The sequence below is a fragment of the Shinella sp. HY16 genome (assembly GCF_028534175.1).
Lineage (GTDB): Bacteria > Pseudomonadota > Alphaproteobacteria > Rhizobiales > Rhizobiaceae > Shinella.
Genome location: NZ_JAHYXL010000003.1, coordinates 254,461 through 271,576 on the forward strand (window position 1 = coordinate 254,461; position 17,116 = coordinate 271,576).

A 17,116-nucleotide genomic window follows, 5' to 3' on the forward strand; every position below is an offset into this window, starting at 1 on the left:
TTACTTCGCCGCGGCGAAGGCTTCGGCGATGGTGGAATAGACGCGGATCATCGCCTGCGCGCCACCGGCGGCGATGTAGAAATCGCCGGACGGCAGATAGACGACCTGACCCTTCTTCCACGCCACCGTCTCAGCGACCAGCTCGTTGTCGAGCGTGATCCTGGCGTTCTGCTCGTTGGAGCCGATCGCGGCGGCGCGGTCGAGCACGATCAGCCAATCCGGGTTGGCCTCGCGGATGAATTCGAACGAGATCGCCTCGCCGTGCGTTGCCGCCTCTACCTCGGTGATCGCCGGCGGAAGATCGAGCGAGCGGTGCAGCCAGCCGAAGCGCGAGCCGGGGCCATAGGCGGTGACCTTGGGCCCGTTGGTCATGACGATCAGCGCTTTGCCCTTGCCGGCAACCGCGGCACGGGCCGTTTCGATGGCGCCGTCGAGTTCCTTGCGCGCGGCCTCGGCCTCGGTTTCCTTGCCGAACAGCCGTCCGTAGGTGGCGATCCGCGCGCGGGCCTGGTCAATGAGGTCGTCCCCGTCCATCGTCATGTCGATCGTCGGAGCCACCTTGGCCGTGGCGTCCACCTTGGTGGAGGAGCGGCCACCGAGAATGATGAGATCGGGTGCGAGCGCGCTCAGTGCTTCGAGATCGGGTTCGAAGATGTCGCCGACCACAGTCGCACCGTCGCTCAGGCGCGACAGTTCCTTCAGGTAGAGATTGGACGGCAGGCCTGCCGGCCTGATGCCGAGTTTGTCCAGCGTGTCGATGGCGGCGATGTCGAAGACGGCGACGGTGGCGACAGGCGTTGCAACGGTCTTCCGGCCGGCCGCCGTGTCGATCGCGATATCGGTGGCGCCGGCAGTGCCGGTGGCAAGGAGGACTGCCGCAAGGGCGAGGGACTTCAGGCGTTTCATGTCTGTCTCCGGTAAGGCCCCGGCGGTCGGCCGGGGCCATGGCGTCAGAACGTGGCGCGCACGCTGAGGAGGAACGCGCGTCCGGGCTGGTAAAGCGGCTTCACCTCGCCGAACTCCTGGCCATAGGTGGCGCGGTCGGCATAGGTCTCGTTGAAGATGTTTTTCACCTCGGCACGCAGCGTCAGGTTCTGGTGGCTCGGCGGCTTGTACTCGACGAAGCTGTTGACGACCTGATACGCCTTGAAGGCAGGGCTTCCATCTGGCACCTTGTCGTATTTCGGCGCGATCTCGATATCGCCGCCGACGGTGAGGCCCCAATCGGCGAAGGTATGGGCGGCGGAGACCGTGATGATCTCACCGACCGGTGTCGTGAGGTAAGTGCCGGTATCGGAATCGGCCGGCTTCCCGTCGATCAGCGTGTCGATATTGGCATATTTCACGCGGATGTAGCCGTCGGTCCAGTCATAGCCGGTGCCGATCGAAAAACCTTCCGATTCCACATGCCGTCCCTCGAAGGCATATTTGTAGCGCGCCGCGCGGGCGTTCTCCATTTCCGTGCGGAACACCGAGCCTTCCAGCGAAAAGCCGGCATATTTCGCGACGAGGCCGACCGTGTAGTTGTCGGAGGTCGTCGGCTCCGGCTCGGGCGAATAGATCCAGGCGGGGTTCATGATGAAGTTCTCGGCGAGCGGAATGCCGGCCCAGACATGGGAGTACCCGGCCTTGGCGGTCAGGAAATCCGGGATGAGGTCGTACTCGCCGGAAATGTTGCCGCTGAGGCCGGCATTGTCCCATTCCTCGCCGGTCGTGCCGGTGAACCATTGCCGGTCCGCGCGGCCGCCGAAGGACAGGCGGGCACGCTCGAAGGGCTCGAGGCGCGCCTGGACATAGGCACCGATATTGCGCGCCTTTTCGGTGGCGGGCTCGTAGAGGTCTTCCACCTCCGCCTTGTCGCTGTAGAAGTCGACGCCGGCCGTCACCGTGCCAAGATCGAAATGGAAGCGGTTTTCGAACTTGCCGTTGAAGGTGCCGGTGATGCCGGTGACCGGATAGGTTTCCGGTGCGCTGCCGGGTTTCAGGTAGACGGTCGTGCCGACCTCCGTCTGGCCGTAGGCGAGCACAAGCTTCGGATCCCACCAGCCCTCGGGCGTGGCGTCCGTATAGGTCAGGACCGTGTTGGTGCGGTCGAGCGCGTAGTCGCGCACCAGCGGCTCCCACGGTTTGGCCCCCGTCGTCGTGCCCATGTTGGCGCGGAACGGGCGCGGTGCGTTGTCCTTGATCGCCTCGTGGCTGAGTTCGATGCGGCCGCCGCTTTCGAATTCATAGGCAAGCTTGCCGAGGCCGCTCTGGAAGTGCGTCCGGGTGCCCAGCACCTCGTCACCGTTGCCGGCGGAGAATTCGCTGCCGCGGCCAATGTTGAAGTAGCCGAGATATTCGAACCCGTCCTGCTTGCCGAAGGTCGAAAGGCCGGTGCTGAAAATGTTGCCGTTGGTGTTGAAGCCGGAATTGACGAAGCCGCCGTAGCCGTTGCCCTGGAGGAAATCGCCGACATCCTTGGTCTCGTAGACGATGGAGCCCGCGAGCGCGCCCGGGCCGGCATCGGCCGGCGCCACGCCCTCGTCGACGCTGACGGCCTTCAGCAGCGTCGGGTCGATCAGCGTCGTCGCATTGTGGTGGAACACCTTGTTGTTCTGGCGGCTGCCGTCGATGGAGATTGCGAGGTTGGTTTCCTCGATGCCGTTGACATAAACCTTCTGCGACATGGGCAGCGAGGAGCCCACCTTGACGCTCGGCTCTTCGCGGAAAACGTCCTGGATGGTGGCGGGGTTCTTGCGCTCGAGATCCTTGGCGGAAATGTTCAGTTCGCTGACGTCGCCCTCACCGACCTGTTCGCCCTCCACCGTGATCCGGTCGAGCGTCGTCGAGCCGTTTTCCACGGAACCGGTGACGAGCGGGGAGAGATGCGAAGCGGTGACGATCGCCGTGCCGTCGGTGGTGACCGAGTGGCGCGTGTCCGTGCCCTCGAGAAGCCGGGCAAGCGCTTCCTGCGGCGTGAACGTGCCCTTGACCGGGCGGGAGGTCAGCCCGCGCGAGGTGGCGGCGGCGAGCGAGACCTGCAGGCCGGATTGCCGGCCGAAGCTGTTGAGGGCGCTCGCCAGCGGCTGTGCGGGAATGTCGAACGCCATGGTGCCGATGCGGGCGGATTTCGCCTGGGCTGCTGCCGGCTGTAGGGCGGACTGCGGCAGGCTGAAAACGAGCGCCGTCGCCGTGGAGACCATCAGCCTGGTCATGAAGACGGTGCGCGTGCGCGCCTTGGCGCGCGACGTGGTCGATCGATCGATATGCAAACGCATTGTACCCCCGGTATCATCCTCGGGATGCGCTGCTCCTGAAGCGCGCATTCCCGGTGCAGAAACGATCGCCTCGGGAATCTTTTTCACGCTTCCGGCAAAATTCCTGAATTTTTCGGAAAACTTTCCGAAAGGCTCAATAACGCGAGACGATCCGGGTATAGGAGGAAATCGCGCGCACCTTGCCGCCATAGGGTTTGACCAGGGCCGTCAGTGCCCGGTCCGGGTCGCGAAGGTCGTAGAGGCCGGTCACGCGCTGGCGGCCGAGCGTGCGATCCGGCACGCTGATCCAGGCGGGATGGTAACGCTGCAGGCGTGCAACGACGCTGTCCACGGTGACGTCATTGACGAAGAGCAGGCCGCTCCGCCAGGCGCCGATCTCCTCCAATGGAACGACCGCGTGGCGGATCGCGCCGGTCGCGCCATCGACCGTCGCCATGTCGCCGGGCGCCATTTCGGCAACGGCCTGCCTGTCGCCTTCGCCGGAAATACCGACCACGCCGCGGGCGAGTTGCACCGTGGTTGCGGTATCGTCGAGCGCCACGTCGAAGGCGGTCCCGAGCACGGCCACCCGGGCATTGCCGGCCTCCACGGTGAAGGGGCGCTTGCCGTCATGCGCCACGTCGAAGAAGGCCTGGCCGGCGAGGAGGCGCACATGGCGGCCCTCCGGCGTCAGCTCGACATCGATGGCGCTATCGGCGGAAAGGTTGACGGCGCTGCCGTCGGCGAGCGTCACCATGCGGCTTTCGCCCGTGCCGGTGCGGAAATCGGCCTTGAGCCAGATCATCAGGGCCGGCGCGGCCAGCACGACGAGGAGTGCGGCGGCAAGGGCCAGGGCGATGCCTGTCGCAAGGGGCCGGCGGCTGCGGCGGGGCAGGGCCAGGGGCACGACCGGGCGGGCCGGCCACAGGTCGGCGTGGCGCGGCCGTATCTCGCCGAGGGCATCCCACGCTTTCAGTGCATCGCGCCAGGCGGAACGGTTGGTTTCCGCCCGCGCAAGCCAGTCCTCCACATCCCGGGCGGCCTGCGGACAATCGGGATCGGCCTTCAGCCGCAGCAGCCAATCCATGGCTTCTTCGATCGCGCGGCGCTTTTCGCTGTCGTCCTGAATCAAGTTCTTACCCGTGCCCCGGCTCCCCACGCCATGCCTGGCGTTCTAGCCGAATATCAAATTGCTGCGTAGGGACGATTTGCGCGCGGATTTTTTTCACGGGGCGTCATTGCCGAGCCGAAGCGCGATCTCCACCAGCGCGGCGCGGACATGGCGATGAGCAGTGGCGACAGAGATCCCGAGATGGGCGGCGACTTCCTCCAGCGTGTAGCCGCCGAAGCGGTGCATTTCGAGTGCAACGCGGACATCCAGCGGAAACCGGTCAAGAATCCCGGTGATGGCCCGCACCTCGTCGGAGACGAGTGCGGTCTCCTCCGGCGTCTCGACGGCGCGTGGCATGGACCAGAACGGCGGCTCGCTATCCTGTTCCCTCATCTCGATCTTGCGCCGCTTGATGAGATCGAGGCAGAGATTGCGCACGATGCGATAGAGATAGGCGAGTGTCTGGCTGGCGGAAGCGCCATAGGTGTTGGCCGGAGAGAAGCGCAGGAAGGCGTCCTGCACGATATCCTCCGCCGCCTCGCGCGAGCCGAGGATGCGCGTCGCATAACGCACGAGGGCAGGGCGGTGGGCGGCGTAGAGCAGCGAGGTGGCATCTCCCTCCTTCACGGCACAGCCTTTTCGAGGTGGGTCCAGCGGGAGGCCGTCGGCAGGAGTCCGACCCGGCACGTCAAGCCGCGCGCCAAAACCTTTCCCGCTCGTTTTCCGGCATCGCCGCACGTCGCCGCCATTGCCAATCCTTCAGAATCGCCGCGCCTCAGGCGGCAGTCGTGTGTCCATGAGACATATCTTAACTTGATTTATAAGGTCAAGTTTGTCTCGGGAGCGCGGCTGCCCGTCATGCCCGCCGATGCTTCGGCGTCACGCCATAGGCCTTCTTGAAGGCGGTGGTGAAGCTCGATGGGTTGCGATAGCCGGCGAGGTAGGCGGCCTGCGAGATCGGAATGCCGTCCCGCTCCAGCGCGGCGCGTGCCGTCTCCAGCCGCTCCTGCCGGATGAAGTCCGAAACGGTCGTGCCGAAATGCTCCTTGAAATGGCGCTGGATGGAGGATGTGCTGATGCCGATTTCGCGTGCGATGCGGTCGAGCGTCAGGTCCTCGCAAACATGGGCGAGGATGTAGTCGCGCACCTTCTCGCTCTGCCGGCGGCTCAAGGCCGTCGGCTGGTGCGGCGCGGCCGCGTCGGCCTCGACCAGAACCGTGCAGGCCTGGCACATGATGTCGAAGGCGTGCGAGTTGCGGTAGAGTGTCAGGAGTTCGCCCGCCATGGTGCCTGGCGGTTTGAGGATGTGTTCGGCGATCTGGATGAGGTGACGGTTCGGGGCAAAGCTGAACTCGGCGAGGTGCCGGGCGAAGAAGGCGCGCAGCTTCGGCATGCTCGTCGGCTGCGAGCGCATCAGCCGGTCGATCCAGGGCAGGGGCGCGGAGATCATGACCTTGCGCAGCGGCGTCGTGCTTTCATTAACGAACTGCAGCTTGCAGTCCCGCCCGACATTCAGCATGAAGACGGTCGGTTCCGGGTTTGCCGCATCGCCGGCATCGATGCGGAAGTGCTCCCCGTCCATCACGAAATGCTGCTGGCCTTGCAGAAGCACCATGATGAGGAATTTCGGCCAGACGTCATAGAGATTGTCGTCCGGCGTGCAGCTTGCCGGGCCATCCATGGCGCCGACGAACAGGTGTTGGGGAACTTCCGGTTTGATCCTGATGTTCAAGACGCCGCCCTCTTGCATCGCCTTTTTCCGCGCGAGCTGACCTCGGCTGCCGCTTCCGCAAAGTTTTCTGCGGCCTCCGCGAAAGTCTTTCCGGTCGACAGCCGATCCAAGCTACTGGCATAGTTGACTTCGTTAATCAAGTTTAATTGCCGGCCGCCATGCCGGCCTTGTCGTATGTGGATTCAGGAAATGTGGGGCATTCTTTCGCCGTCGATCGGACACCGTCGTATCATGCTGCTTGCCGCGGCCAGCGCCCTGGCACTGAACGCAGCCGTCGCGCAGGATCAAGGGACCGGCCAGGGCAGCACCGCACTGGAAGCGGTCGTTGTGGAGGGCGGCGCCGGCGAGCGGGGCGATGGACCGGTTGACGGCTACGTCGCCAAGAAGAGCCTTGCCGGTACCAAGACGGACACGCCCGTTTCCAAAACGCCGCAGACCGTCAGCGTCGTTTCCAAGGAGCAGATCGAGGACCAGAGCGCCCAGTCTGTAGCCGAGGCGCTGCGTTATACGCCGGGCGCGCTGACTGACTACCGCGGCGCCTCCAACCTGCGCGACGAACTTTTCGTGCGCGGTTTCTACTATGTGCCGAAATATCTCGACGGTCTCTTTCTTGGCGGCGACCTCTCCTATGCGAAGATCGATCCCTATCTTCTGGAGCGGGTGGAACTGATCTCGGGGCCTGCTTCCGTCCTGTACGGGCAGGCCAATCCCGGCGGTATCGTCAACATGGTCAGCAAGAAGCCGACCGATACGCCGCTGCGCGCGGTGGAGCTTTCGGTCGGCACGGACAAGTATCTTTCCGCCGGCTTCGATATCTCCGATACCTTCGACGATGCTTTCGGTTACCGCGTCGCCGCGAAGGGGCTTGGGCGCGACCTGCAGGAAGATTACGCCGCGAACCGCTCCTTCGCCATCGCGCCATCCTTCACCTGGTCGCCGGACGAGGGTACGTCGCTGACGATCCTTGGCGGCTACCAGAACGAACCGGATGCCGGCTATCGCAACTTTCTCGATGCTGCCGGCACCGTCACGCCGATCCCGGGTTTCGGCTTCGTGCCGCGCGATTTCTTCGTGTCCGATCCGGATTTCGAGCGCTCGGAACGCAAGCAGGCCTGGATCGGCTACGAATTCAAGCACGAGTTCAACGACAATCTCACCTTCCGCCAGAATGCGCGCTACCACCATGTCGACTGGCTGCACCACACGCTGGTCTATGGCAGTGCCGGCCCCGATCCGGTGACCGGCAACAACACGATCGTCAGCCGCTCGGCGAGCGGCGGCACGGACACCTGGAACCAGTTCACCGTCGATAACCAGCTCGAGGCGACATTCTCGACGGGGGCGGCAGAACACACGCTGCTCGGCGGTGTGGATTTCCAGTATCGCACCCGCGACTACAAGTGGGGCCGTGCCGCAGGGCCGAGCATCGACCTTGCCGATCCGCGCTACGGTGATTTCGACTTCTCGTCGCTGGTGCTCGCAACCACTGATCTTCAGGACCTGACGGCCCGTCAGGCCGGCGTCTACCTGCAGGGCCAGGTGGAGATCGGCGCGCTCAACCTCCTCGCCGGCATCCGCTACGACCGCGCCAAGACCGAGATCGACGACCGGCTGGGCACCAACGACCAGTCCTATGAGGACGGTGCCTTCACCTGGCGGGCCGGCGCGCTCTACGTCTTCGATAACGGCCTCTCGCCCTATGTCAGCTATGCGACCTCCTTCGAGCCGGCGCTCTACATGCCGCCTGCCGGGGCGTCGGCCTTCTCGCCCACGACGGCCGAGCAATTCGAAGTCGGCGTCAAATATGCGCCGGAAGGCTCCGGCCTGCTGCTGACGGCCGCCTATTACGATCTCAGGCAGAAGGACGTGGTGGCCGGTACCTGGGACCCGGACCTCGGCCAGACGGTCTATTCGCAGGTCGGCAAGATCCACAACCGCGGCATCGAGCTTTCCGCCCGGGCGGAGGTGACGAACAACCTCTCGCTGATCGCCGGCTACAGCTACATCGACTCGATCGTCAAGGAATCCGTCAACACCAGCGAAGTCGGCAAGATGCCGCCGCGCATTCCGCAGCACCAGGCCTCGCTCTGGGCGACCTACACGGCCGATGAGGGTGCACTGGAGGGGCTGACCGTCGGCGGGGGGCTGCGCTACATCGGCACGAGCTGGGGTGATGGCGGCAATTCGTTCAAGGTCGGCGCCGTCACGCTGTTCGACGCCATGGCTTCTTACGATTTCGGCGCGAAGAGCCCGGACCTGAAGGGGCTCTCGCTCCAGCTCAACGTCAAGAACATCGGCGACGAGCGTTATGTCGCCTCTTGCGCCAGCGCCTATGCCTGCTTCTATGGCGAAGGCCGCAGCATCGTCGCGACGCTGAAGAAGGAATGGTGATGCGCAGGATAGTAGGATCGGGCGTCGTGGCCCTGATCCTCTCGGTGACACCGCTGCTCGCCGCGGAAACGACACACGCCGTGCCGCTCGCGGTCGGCGCGGCGGTAACGGGGAAGGCTGTGGCGGCCGGGACAAGGCAGGTCTTCGATCCCGAGGCGGCTGCGGGCGACTATGTCAAGGGGACGCTTCGCGTCGAGGCTGGCGTGTTCGATCTCGATCTCGTCGACAACGGGGGCCGGCACCTGCGCCGCCTCGCGGAAGGGGCGGGGGGCGTCGCGGAGTTCCAGCTCGTTGCCGAAGGTTCTGGCGAGCGGCTGGTCGTCACGGCTGACCGCGAGGGCACCTATGTGCTCGGCATCGAGCGCAAGGTCGGCGTCGCCGACCAGCGGCCGGCGCCGACCGCGTATCTGAGCCCTGCCATCGCCGGGATCGCCGCCGCGGTCGCGATGGGTGGAACGACGGAGGCCTTCTGGGCGATGGTCACGGACCGCGGCACGCCACTTGTCGAGGACGGGCAGGACGGGCGCAAGGTCGTCACCTTCCTGGGGCGCGGTGCAAAGCGCAACATCCGCCTGTTCGGCGCACCGAGCGGCGATCACGAGGAGTTGCAGCGCCTTGGCGGCTCGGACATCTGGTTCAAGAGCTTCGAGGTGCCCGACGACACGCGGCTGTCCTATCAGCTGGCTTTCGATGTGCCTGATGTGCCGGGCACCGCGCGCGACCGGCGCGTCGCTATCCTTTCGACGGCCAAGGCCGATCCACTGAACCGGCACGGCTGGCCGGCGGAAGCGAAAGACGCCTACAATCAGGATTCCGTGCTGGAACTGGCCGGTGCCCCGCCGCAGCCGTTTCTGGCGGAGAAAGGCAACCCGCAGGGCCGGCTGAACACGCTGTCGGTCGAAAGCCGTTTGCTCGGCAACCGCCGCGACATCACGTTCTACTACCCGCCCGGTTTCGACCCGGCGCGCAAGGACACGATCCTGCTCTTCGTCTTCGACGCCGACCAGTATCTCGGCCGCGTGCCGGTGCCGCGCATCCTCGACAACATGATCGCCGCCGGCGCCGTCCCGCCGGTGGTCGCCGTCTTCGTCGCCAATCCCGACCGGGCGGCGCGGGCGCGGGAACTCCCGGCCAATCTGGCCTTTGCGGATTTCATGGCCACCGAGCTCCACCCGCTTGTCGCAAAGGAAACGGGGCTGGCGGTTCCGGCCGCGCGTACGGTGCTGGCCGGTTCCAGCTATGGCGGGCTGGCTTCGGCCACCGTCGCCATGCGGCATCCGGAGGTCTTCGGCAACGTGCTCGCCATGTCCGGCTCCTTCTGGTGGAGCCCGCCGGGTACGCCGGAGGATCGCCGGGAGCATGTGGCGGGGCTGATTGCCGCAGGCCCGGCGCTGCCGTTGCGCTTCTTTCTTTCGGCCGGGCTTTTCGAAACGGGTGCGCAGGGCACCGCGGGCATCCTCGAAACCAGCCGGCATCTGCGGGACGTGCTGCAGGCCAAGGGCATTTCCGTCATCTATCGCGACTATGCCGGCGGCCACGACTACCTCGTCTGGCAGGGCGTCATCTCGGACGGGCTGATCGCGCTTTTCGGTGGGGACCGGCCCTGACGGCCGGCTTCCCTTGTTGGGAAAACATGAGTAAAGACGTTATGTTTTCGGTGCGTCGGCAGGAGAGCCGACCGCCGGACAAGAATGAAAGGGAAGGCCATGCTCGAATCCGTCGCCTATCTGGAAACCGCCCACGGCCGGAAATACCTGGCTCAGCTGTGCAAGCACTTCGCGCACAAGATCGAGGTCACTGCTTCGGAAAACCACGGTGAATGTCACTTCGCTTGCGGCCTCGGCATTCTCGATGCCGATGACTATGGCCTGCGCATGACCGCCCGGTCGGAAAACGGCGAGGATCTCGCCCAGACCCAGTCGGTGATCGAATCCCACCTCGCGCGCTTCGCCTTCCGCGAAGAGCTTCAGCCGCTCGACTGGCAGTGGCAGAATAAGGCCGGCTGAGCGCTCGCATCCATCCAGCATGACAGGTAGACCATGAGACAGTTCCGCCCGCTCGCAGCTTTCGCCGCGCTTGCCCTTGCCATCCTGCCCGCCAGCGCCATGGACGTGACGACGGCACGGGGAACGGTCGCGGTGGACGGCGTGCCGAAGACCATCGCCGTCTATGACATGGCTGCGCTCGATACGCTCGACCGTCTCGGCATCCGCCCGGCGGGCGTTCCGGACAAGCTTTATGTTCCCGCGCTGGAGCCGATCAAGGCGGGTGCGACCACGGTCGGCACCCTTTTCGAGCCCGATCTCGAGGCGCTGAGCGCGCTCGGTCCCGATCTCATCATCGTCGGCAGCCGGTCCGCCGCAAAGGCGGATGTTGTGGCCAAAGTCGCGCCGACGATCGACATGACGATCGATGGCGACGATCTGGTCGGGCAGGCCAAGCTGCGCCTTCAGGCCTATGGTGCCCTGTTCGGCAAGGCGGCTGAGGCAAAGGCGATTGCCGGCGAGCTGGACACGAAGCTTGCTGCTGCCAAGGCTGCTGTTGCGGGCAAGGGCAAGGCGCTGATCGTCATGACCAACGGGCCGAAGGTCTCCACCTATGGCCCCGGCTCGCGCTTCGGCTGGGTGCATGCGGCGCTCGACCTGCCGCCGGCAATCGCCGAGATCGAGACGGCGACCCACGGCGAGGCGGTGTCCTTCGAGTTCATCCGCGAGGCGAACCCCGACTGGCTGCTGGTGCTCGACCGTGCCGCCGCCGTCGGCTCCAACGAGCAGGCCGCGAGGGTGACGCTCGACAACGAGCTTGTCGCGGAAACGACGGCATGGAAGAAGGGCCAGGTCGTCTACCTGCCGGCACCGGACTTCTACATCGCGGCCGGCGGCGTACAGTCGCTCGAACGCGTGCTTGCGACGGTCACGGAGGCCTTTTCCGCCGCGAAATGAGCGCCAGCGCCCTGCACCCATCCTTGCGGACCGGAACGATCGCGGGCCTCGGGCTCGCGATCCTCTTTGTGCTGAGCCTTGCCGTCGGCGTCAGTCCGCTGCCGCTCGGCCGGGTGCTGAGCGATCCCGAAGCGCTCCAGCTCCTCCTCGTCAGCCGCCTGCCGCGCACGCTTGCCGCGGTCCTGTGTGGCGCCGGGCTGGCGATCGCCGGGCTCATCATGCAGACGCTGGTACGCAACCGTTTCGTCGAGCCAGCGACCGCAGGCACGGCGCAGAGCGCCGAACTCGGCATCCTCCTCGTCACGCTGCTTTTTCCCGCCGCCGCGCTGCCAGTGAAGACGCTCGTCGCCAGCGGCGCGGCCCTTCTCGGTACCTCGATCTTCCTAGCGACCGCCCATCGCCTGCCGCCCGCCCAGCCCTTTCTCGTGCCGCTCTTCGGCATCGTCTATGGCGGGGTCATCGGCGCGGCGGCGACCTATGCAGCCTGGCAGGCGGATCTCCTGCAGTTCCTCGCCGTCTGGACCAACGGGGACTTTTCCGGCGTGCTGCGCGGGCGCTACGAGCTCCTGTGGATCGCTGCCGTGATGGTCGCCATCGCCTGGGTGGTCGCCGACCGGCTGAGCATCATGGCACTCGGGCGGGAGGCGAGCATCGGGCTTGGCATCGACTATGCCCGCATGATGCAGATCGGCCTCGTCCTCGTCTCCGTCATCACCGCGCTGGCCGTTGCCGTCGTCGGCATGATCCCCTTCGTCGGGCTTGCCGTGCCCAACATCGTCTCGCGCCTGATGGGCGACAATGTGCGCGGCACGCTGGGCTGGGTCGCCGCCGGTGGAGCGGGACTGGTTCTCGCCTGCGACATCGTCGGGCGCCTCATCCGCTATCCCTACGAAATTCCGGTCGGCACGGTGATGGGCGTGGTCGGCGGCGCGATCTTCCTCTGGCTGCTCTTCCGGCGTGGCGCCCATGCCTGACCGTCGTCTTCTCGCTCTTGCCGCGGCAGCCCTTGCCGCCGCCGCCGCGTTCCTGGCGATCGGCCTCAAGGGCAACATCGCCTTCGTGCTGGAACTACGGCTGCTGAAGCTTGCAGCTCTGGTGCAGGTGGGCGTGGCGATCGCCATTTCCACCGTGATCTTCCAGACCGTCACAGGCAACCGCATCCTGACACCATCGATCATGGGCCTCGATGCCCTCTACCTCTTCGGCCAGATGCTGATGGTCTTCCTGCTCGGCGGGGTCGGTTACGTGACGCTCGATCCGCAGCTGAAATTCGGCCTGGAGGTGCTGGTGCTGATGGCGCTCGCCTCGGCGCTGCTGCTGCCCATGCTCAAGAGCCGCCTCGACATGGGGCTGATGCTGCTGGCCGGCGTCGTCTTCGGCGTCCTGTTCCGCAGTCTGCATTCGCTGCTCGCGCGCCTCATCGACCCCAACGAATTCTCCGTCGTGCAATCGGCGAGCTTTGCCAACTTCAATGCCGTGCGTACCGACCTCCTGGTCTTTGCCGCCATCGTCACGGTCGTCGCCGCCGTCATCGCCTGGCGCGCGCGCCACGTGCTCGACGTCATCTCGCTCGGGCCGGATACGGCGACGGGGCTCGGCGTCGGCTGGGCGGGCACCGTGACGGGCCTGCTGCTGCTCGTCTCCGCGCTGGTCGCCGTCTCCACGGCGCTCGTCGGGCCGGTCGCCTTCTTCGGTCTTCTGGTGGCGGCGCTCGCCGAGCGCATCGTCGATACCCGCCGTCACGGCGTGCTGCTGCCGGCAGCAGCCCTTGCCGGCATCGCCGTGCTTGTCGGCGGGCAGACGTTGTTCCAGCACGCGCTCGGCAATGCCACAGCACTCGGCGTCGTCATCGAATTCGTCGGCGGGCTTGTCTTCCTCCTGCTGCTGGTTCTCGGGAGCCGAAAATGATCCGGATCGAAAACGTCTCCTTCAAACACCGGACAACGCCGATCCTCACGGATGTCAGCCTGACGATCCCGAAGGGCGGCGTCGTGGCGCTGATCGGCCCGAACGGCGCGGGAAAATCCTCGCTTCTTTCGCTCGTTGCCCGCCTGCAAGCGCTCCAGACGGGTACCATCGACATCGACGGCCTGCCGGTGGACACGACGCCCGGCCGGGAACTTGCCCGCGTCATCGCCATCCTGCGGCAGGACACGACGGTGGCAAGCCGCCTCAAGGTGCGTGAGCTCGTCGGCTTCGGCCGCTTTCCTCACGGCCGTGGACGCCTTACCGAGGCCGACCACGCCATCATCGACGCGGCCATTGCCCAGTTCGACCTCGCCGACCTTGCCGACCGCTTCATCGAGACGCTGTCCGGCGGCCAGCGCCAGCGCGCGCTGGTCGCCATGGCCTTCGCGCAGGGTACGGACTACCTCCTGCTCGACGAGCCGCTGAACAATCTCGATATGTACTATGCCCGTGAGCTGATGCGCTCGCTGCGCAGCGCCGCCGACGGCAAGGGCAAGACGGTCGTCATCGTACTGCACGACATCAACCAGGCGAGCGCCCATGCCGACCGTATCGTTGCGATGAAGGGCGGCCGTATCGTTGCGGACGGCGCACCGACGGAGATCCTGACGCCGGAAATGCTCGAAACCGTCTTCGGCTTCCGCATGCGGGTGGAGACGATCGAGGGCAAGCCCTTCGTGCTGCATCAGCTTTAGGGCTGATTGACGAACGGGCACGGGATGCGCATCAGTTCCTCCCGTCGCAGGCCGAGGGGGAGCAGCATGGTCTATCCGGATACCTATTATCGCCGCACCATGACGGATCAGGTGGTGCGCCCGGCGCTCTCCGGCACCGTCGAGTGCGACGCGGTGATCATCGGCGGCGGTCTTGCCGGTCTTTCGACGGCTCTCCAGCTCGCGCGGGCGGGGCGGAGCGTCGTGGTGCTGGAAGCGGAAAGCATCGGCTTCGGCGCCTCCGGGCGCAATGGCGGCTTCGTCAGCGCCGGTTATGCGACGGGGGAGGACAATATTGCCCGCATGGCCGGCCCGGCCGTGGCGCACGACCTGTATCGCCTGTCGATGGAGGGCGTGGAGTTCGTCCGCGACAACATCCGGACCCTCGGCCTTTCCGATGCAGATCTCCGGCCCGGCCTGATGAGCGTGCTGCGCTACGATGACGGCGCGCGTCTCAGGGCCGATGTGGAGGAGGCGCGCCGGCGCTATGGCGAAGACATCGCCTACATGGATCGTGACGCCGTGCGTGCGGTGCTGAAATCGGATCGCTACCATCAGGCGGTGCGCCACGGGGCTGCCTTCCACATGCACCCGCTGAACTATCTGCGCGGCATTGCCCGCGAAATCGAGCGCCTCGGCGGGCGCATCTTCGGGCAGTCTACGGCGACAGGAACCGAACTGGACGAGGCGGAAAAGCGAGTGAGGACGGCGGGCGGCATGGTGACGGCGCGCGACGTCGTCTTTGCGACGGGTGGTTATACCGGGTCGCTGAATGCGCGGCTCCAGCGTGCCTTCCTGCCGATCGCCACCTATGTGATGGTCAGCGAGGAGGCGCCCGACCTTCTCGCCTCGGCAATCGCCACCCGCGAAGCCATCGGCGACAACCGCCGGGCGGGCGACTATTACCGCCTCGTCGACGACGGCCGGCGGCTGCTCTGGGGCGGGCGTATCACCACCCGCGCTGCTTCGACCGCCGGGCTGGTGCGCGAACTGCGCGCCGAAATGGTCGGCACCTTTCCGCAGCTTGCCGGCCTCGGGACGGAGCTCGCCTGGTCGGGTCTGATGTCCTATGCCCGCCACCTGATGCCCCAGATCGGACGCATGGCACCGGGCGTCTGGCATTGCACCGCCTTCGGCGGCCACGGCCTCAACACGACGGCGATTGGCGGCAAGGTCATTGCGGAGGGCATTCTCGGCGAAAGCGAACGCTACAGGCTCTTTGCGCCCTTCGGCCTTGTCTGGGCCGGTGGCCTTGCAGGGCTGGCGGTGGCACAGCTGACCTACTGGAAACTGCAGGCACAGGACTGGTGGCGCGAACGCGCGGCCTGAGACGACGGCCGCCACTGAGCGGTGGGTTGCCTGAATTGCGGTGTTGACTATCGACGCCGTCGCCCATTCTTCTTCCGGGAGGATATCGCATTGGAGCAGAGACACCCATGACCGACCAGACCCGAGTAGCGCTCATAGCCGGTGGGGCCGGCGGCATGGGAGCGGCGATTGCCACGCGGCTTGCCGCCGACGGTTACGCTGTCGTTCTCGCAGACCTTGAATCCGAACGCCTGACGGCCGCGGCGGAGGCAGTGCAAGTCGGGGGCGGTGCCGCGCTTGCGGTGCCGCTCGACATGCGCAAGGTCGCCTCCTGTGCCGCTGCCGTGGAGAAGACGCTCGCCTGGCGCGGGCGCCTCGACGCCCTCGTCAACGCCGCGGGTGTCTGGCGCGAGGGTGCGGCCGGAACGATGACGGAAGAGGACTGGGACATCGTGCTCGACGTCAATCTCAAGGGAGCGTTCTTCCTCATCCAGGCGGCCATTCCGCATCTGGAGAACGGCGCCTCCATCGTCAACATCGCCTCGGATGCCGGCCTCGTCGGCAACAACGGCGCGTCGATCTACTGTGCCTCGAAGGGCGGGCTGGTTCTGTTGACCAAGGCGCTGGCGCTGGAACTTGCGCCGCGCCGCATCCGCGTCAACGCGGTCTGCCCTGGCGACGTCGCAACGCCGATGATCGAGTTCCAGGCGGAACGCTATGGCGGAGGCGACCCGGACGGCTACAAGGCGAAACTCCTGTCCAACTATCCCCAGCAGGAAGCCGCCCGCTTCATCCGGCCGGAGGAGATCGCCCGCATGGTCGCCTATCTCTGCGAGCCGGATGCCGCGCCCATCACCGGGGCCGCGCTTTCCATCGATTTCGGCGTGACGGCCGGCTACTGAGGAGGGACGGATGCAGCGCAAAACGGCGATCATCACCGGAGCAGGGGCCGAGGACGGCATCGGCTTTGCCTGCGCACGGAGCCTGGCGGAGGAGGGCTATGCCGTCCACCTCGTGGCAACGAGCGATCGGATTTTCACCCGTGCCGCGGAGGTGAGGCGTAACGGGTTCTCCGCGACGGGCCACATTTGCGACCTCACCGTCAAGGCCGATGTCGAGCGCCTGCGGCAAGCGACGGGGCCGGCCGCGGTGCTCGTCAACAATGCCGGCATGGGCAGCCTCGCGCAGCCGGCACTGCAGCGCGACTTTGCGATGCTGGAGGAGGCGGATTGGGATCGCGGCATCTCCGTCACGCTCAAGACGACGTTCCTTTCGACCCGCCTCTATCTGCCGGACATGCTGGCGGACGGCTACGGCCGCATCGTCAATGTGGCGTCGGTGACAGGCCCCTATGTCGCCAATCCCGGCGAGACGGCCTATTCCGCCGCCAAGGCTGGCATGGTCGGCCTGACCCATGCACTGGCGCTCGAAGCCGGCCCGCATGGCGTCACGATCAATGCCGTGGCGCCAGGCTGGATCGATACCGGCGCGTCGACGGAGGAGGAGCGCCGCGCCGCCATGGCGACACCCTGTGGCCGCGCAGGCCGGCCAGACGAAGTGGCGGCCGCCGTCGCCTTCCTTGCCTCACCCAAGGCGAGCTATATCAACGGTGCCGTGCTGGTGGTCGATGGCGGAAACATTCTTCAGGAGCGCAAGGCCTGAGATGTTACCGAGGCAGGCGCGGGGATTTCGGTTTTGCCCCGCCACTGTTT

15 protein-coding genes are annotated in these 17,116 nt (G+C 65.9%); 10 read left to right on the forward strand and 5 right to left on the reverse strand.

All coding sequences use genetic code 11. The features are described from left to right. The 5 genes from K0P03_RS27585 to K0P03_RS27605 form a co-directional block, all read right to left on the reverse strand. The gene (locus K0P03_RS27585; protein WP_272791246.1) at window positions 1-906 is read right to left on the reverse strand and encodes a siderophore ABC transporter substrate-binding protein; all 906 of its coding nucleotides are present in this window, start codon (window positions 904-906) and stop codon (window positions 1-3) included. Window positions 907-950: 44 nt separating this feature from the next. Beyond that, a complete protein-coding gene (locus K0P03_RS27590; RefSeq protein ID WP_272791247.1) occupies window positions 951-3,260 on the reverse strand; it encodes a TonB-dependent receptor in 2,310 nt (769 codons plus the stop codon). A gap of 133 nt (window positions 3,261-3,393) precedes the next feature. After that, window positions 3,394-4,371: a FecR family protein gene (locus tag K0P03_RS27595; RefSeq protein WP_272791248.1), complete on the reverse strand. Its 978-nt coding sequence runs from the start codon at window positions 4,369-4,371 to the stop codon at window positions 3,394-3,396. Between the two features lie 93 nt (window positions 4,372-4,464). Beyond that, window positions 4,465-4,977 carry an RNA polymerase sigma factor gene (locus K0P03_RS27600; RefSeq protein WP_272791249.1) on the reverse strand — a complete coding sequence of 171 codons (513 nt, stop codon included), beginning with the start codon at window positions 4,975-4,977 and terminating at the stop codon, window positions 4,465-4,467. A gap of 229 nt (window positions 4,978-5,206) precedes the next feature. Beyond that, window positions 5,207-6,082 (reverse strand): helix-turn-helix transcriptional regulator, encoded by an 876-nt coding sequence (locus K0P03_RS27605; RefSeq protein ID WP_272791250.1) that lies wholly within the window; start codon window positions 6,080-6,082, stop codon window positions 5,207-5,209. A 189-nt stretch (window positions 6,083-6,271) separates the two neighbouring features. On the opposite strand from K0P03_RS27605, the gene K0P03_RS27610 reads away from it, so the two are divergent. The 10 genes from K0P03_RS27610 to K0P03_RS27655 all read left to right on the forward strand — a co-directional run bounded on the left by K0P03_RS27610 (window position 6,272) and on the right by K0P03_RS27655 (window position 17,066). Beyond that, window positions 6,272-8,473, forward strand: a complete 2,202-nt coding sequence (locus K0P03_RS27610) for a TonB-dependent siderophore receptor (RefSeq protein ID WP_272791251.1) — start codon at window positions 6,272-6,274, stop codon at window positions 8,471-8,473. Beyond that, window positions 8,473-10,080, forward strand: coding sequence for an alpha/beta hydrolase-fold protein (locus K0P03_RS27615; protein ID WP_272791252.1), 1,608 nt, complete (start codon window positions 8,473-8,475; stop codon window positions 10,078-10,080). Before K0P03_RS27610 ends, K0P03_RS27615 begins: the two co-directional genes overlap by 1 nt. A 99-nt stretch (window positions 10,081-10,179) precedes the next feature. Next, window positions 10,180-10,479 (forward strand): DUF2218 domain-containing protein, encoded by a 300-nt coding sequence (locus tag K0P03_RS27620; RefSeq protein WP_023514756.1) that lies wholly within the window; start codon window positions 10,180-10,182, stop codon window positions 10,477-10,479. Window positions 10,480-10,512: 33 nt separating this feature from the next. Beyond that, complete coding sequence (locus K0P03_RS27625) at window positions 10,513-11,415, forward strand: siderophore ABC transporter substrate-binding protein (RefSeq protein ID WP_272791253.1); 903 nt, start codon at window positions 10,513-10,515, stop codon at window positions 11,413-11,415. Further along, a complete protein-coding gene (locus tag K0P03_RS27630) occupies window positions 11,412-12,389 on the forward strand; it encodes an ABC transporter permease (protein WP_050744856.1) in 978 nt (325 codons plus the stop codon). The genes K0P03_RS27625 and K0P03_RS27630 overlap by 4 nt, the downstream gene beginning before the upstream one ends. Then, on the forward strand, window positions 12,382-13,323 hold the full coding sequence (locus K0P03_RS27635; RefSeq protein ID WP_024271431.1) for an iron chelate uptake ABC transporter family permease subunit: 942 nt from the start codon (window positions 12,382-12,384) through the stop codon (window positions 13,321-13,323). The genes K0P03_RS27630 and K0P03_RS27635 overlap by 8 nt, the downstream gene beginning before the upstream one ends. After that, entirely contained in the window at window positions 13,320-14,078 is a 759-nt protein-coding gene (locus K0P03_RS27640) for an iron ABC transporter ATP-binding protein (protein WP_050744857.1), read from the forward strand. Before K0P03_RS27635 ends, K0P03_RS27640 begins: the two co-directional genes overlap by 4 nt. 66 nt (window positions 14,079-14,144) lie before the next feature. Beyond that, a complete protein-coding gene (locus K0P03_RS27645; RefSeq protein WP_272791254.1) occupies window positions 14,145-15,425 on the forward strand; it encodes an NAD(P)/FAD-dependent oxidoreductase in 1,281 nt (426 codons plus the stop codon). Between the two features lie 107 nt (window positions 15,426-15,532). Continuing rightward, on the forward strand, window positions 15,533-16,306 hold the full coding sequence (locus tag K0P03_RS27650) for an SDR family NAD(P)-dependent oxidoreductase (protein ID WP_050744858.1): 774 nt from the start codon (window positions 15,533-15,535) through the stop codon (window positions 16,304-16,306). Window positions 16,307-16,316: 10 nt separating this feature from the next. Continuing rightward, window positions 16,317-17,066 carry an SDR family NAD(P)-dependent oxidoreductase gene (locus tag K0P03_RS27655; RefSeq protein WP_272791255.1) on the forward strand — a complete coding sequence of 250 codons (750 nt, stop codon included), beginning with the start codon at window positions 16,317-16,319 and terminating at the stop codon, window positions 17,064-17,066. Window positions 17,067-17,116 lie beyond the last annotated feature (50 nt).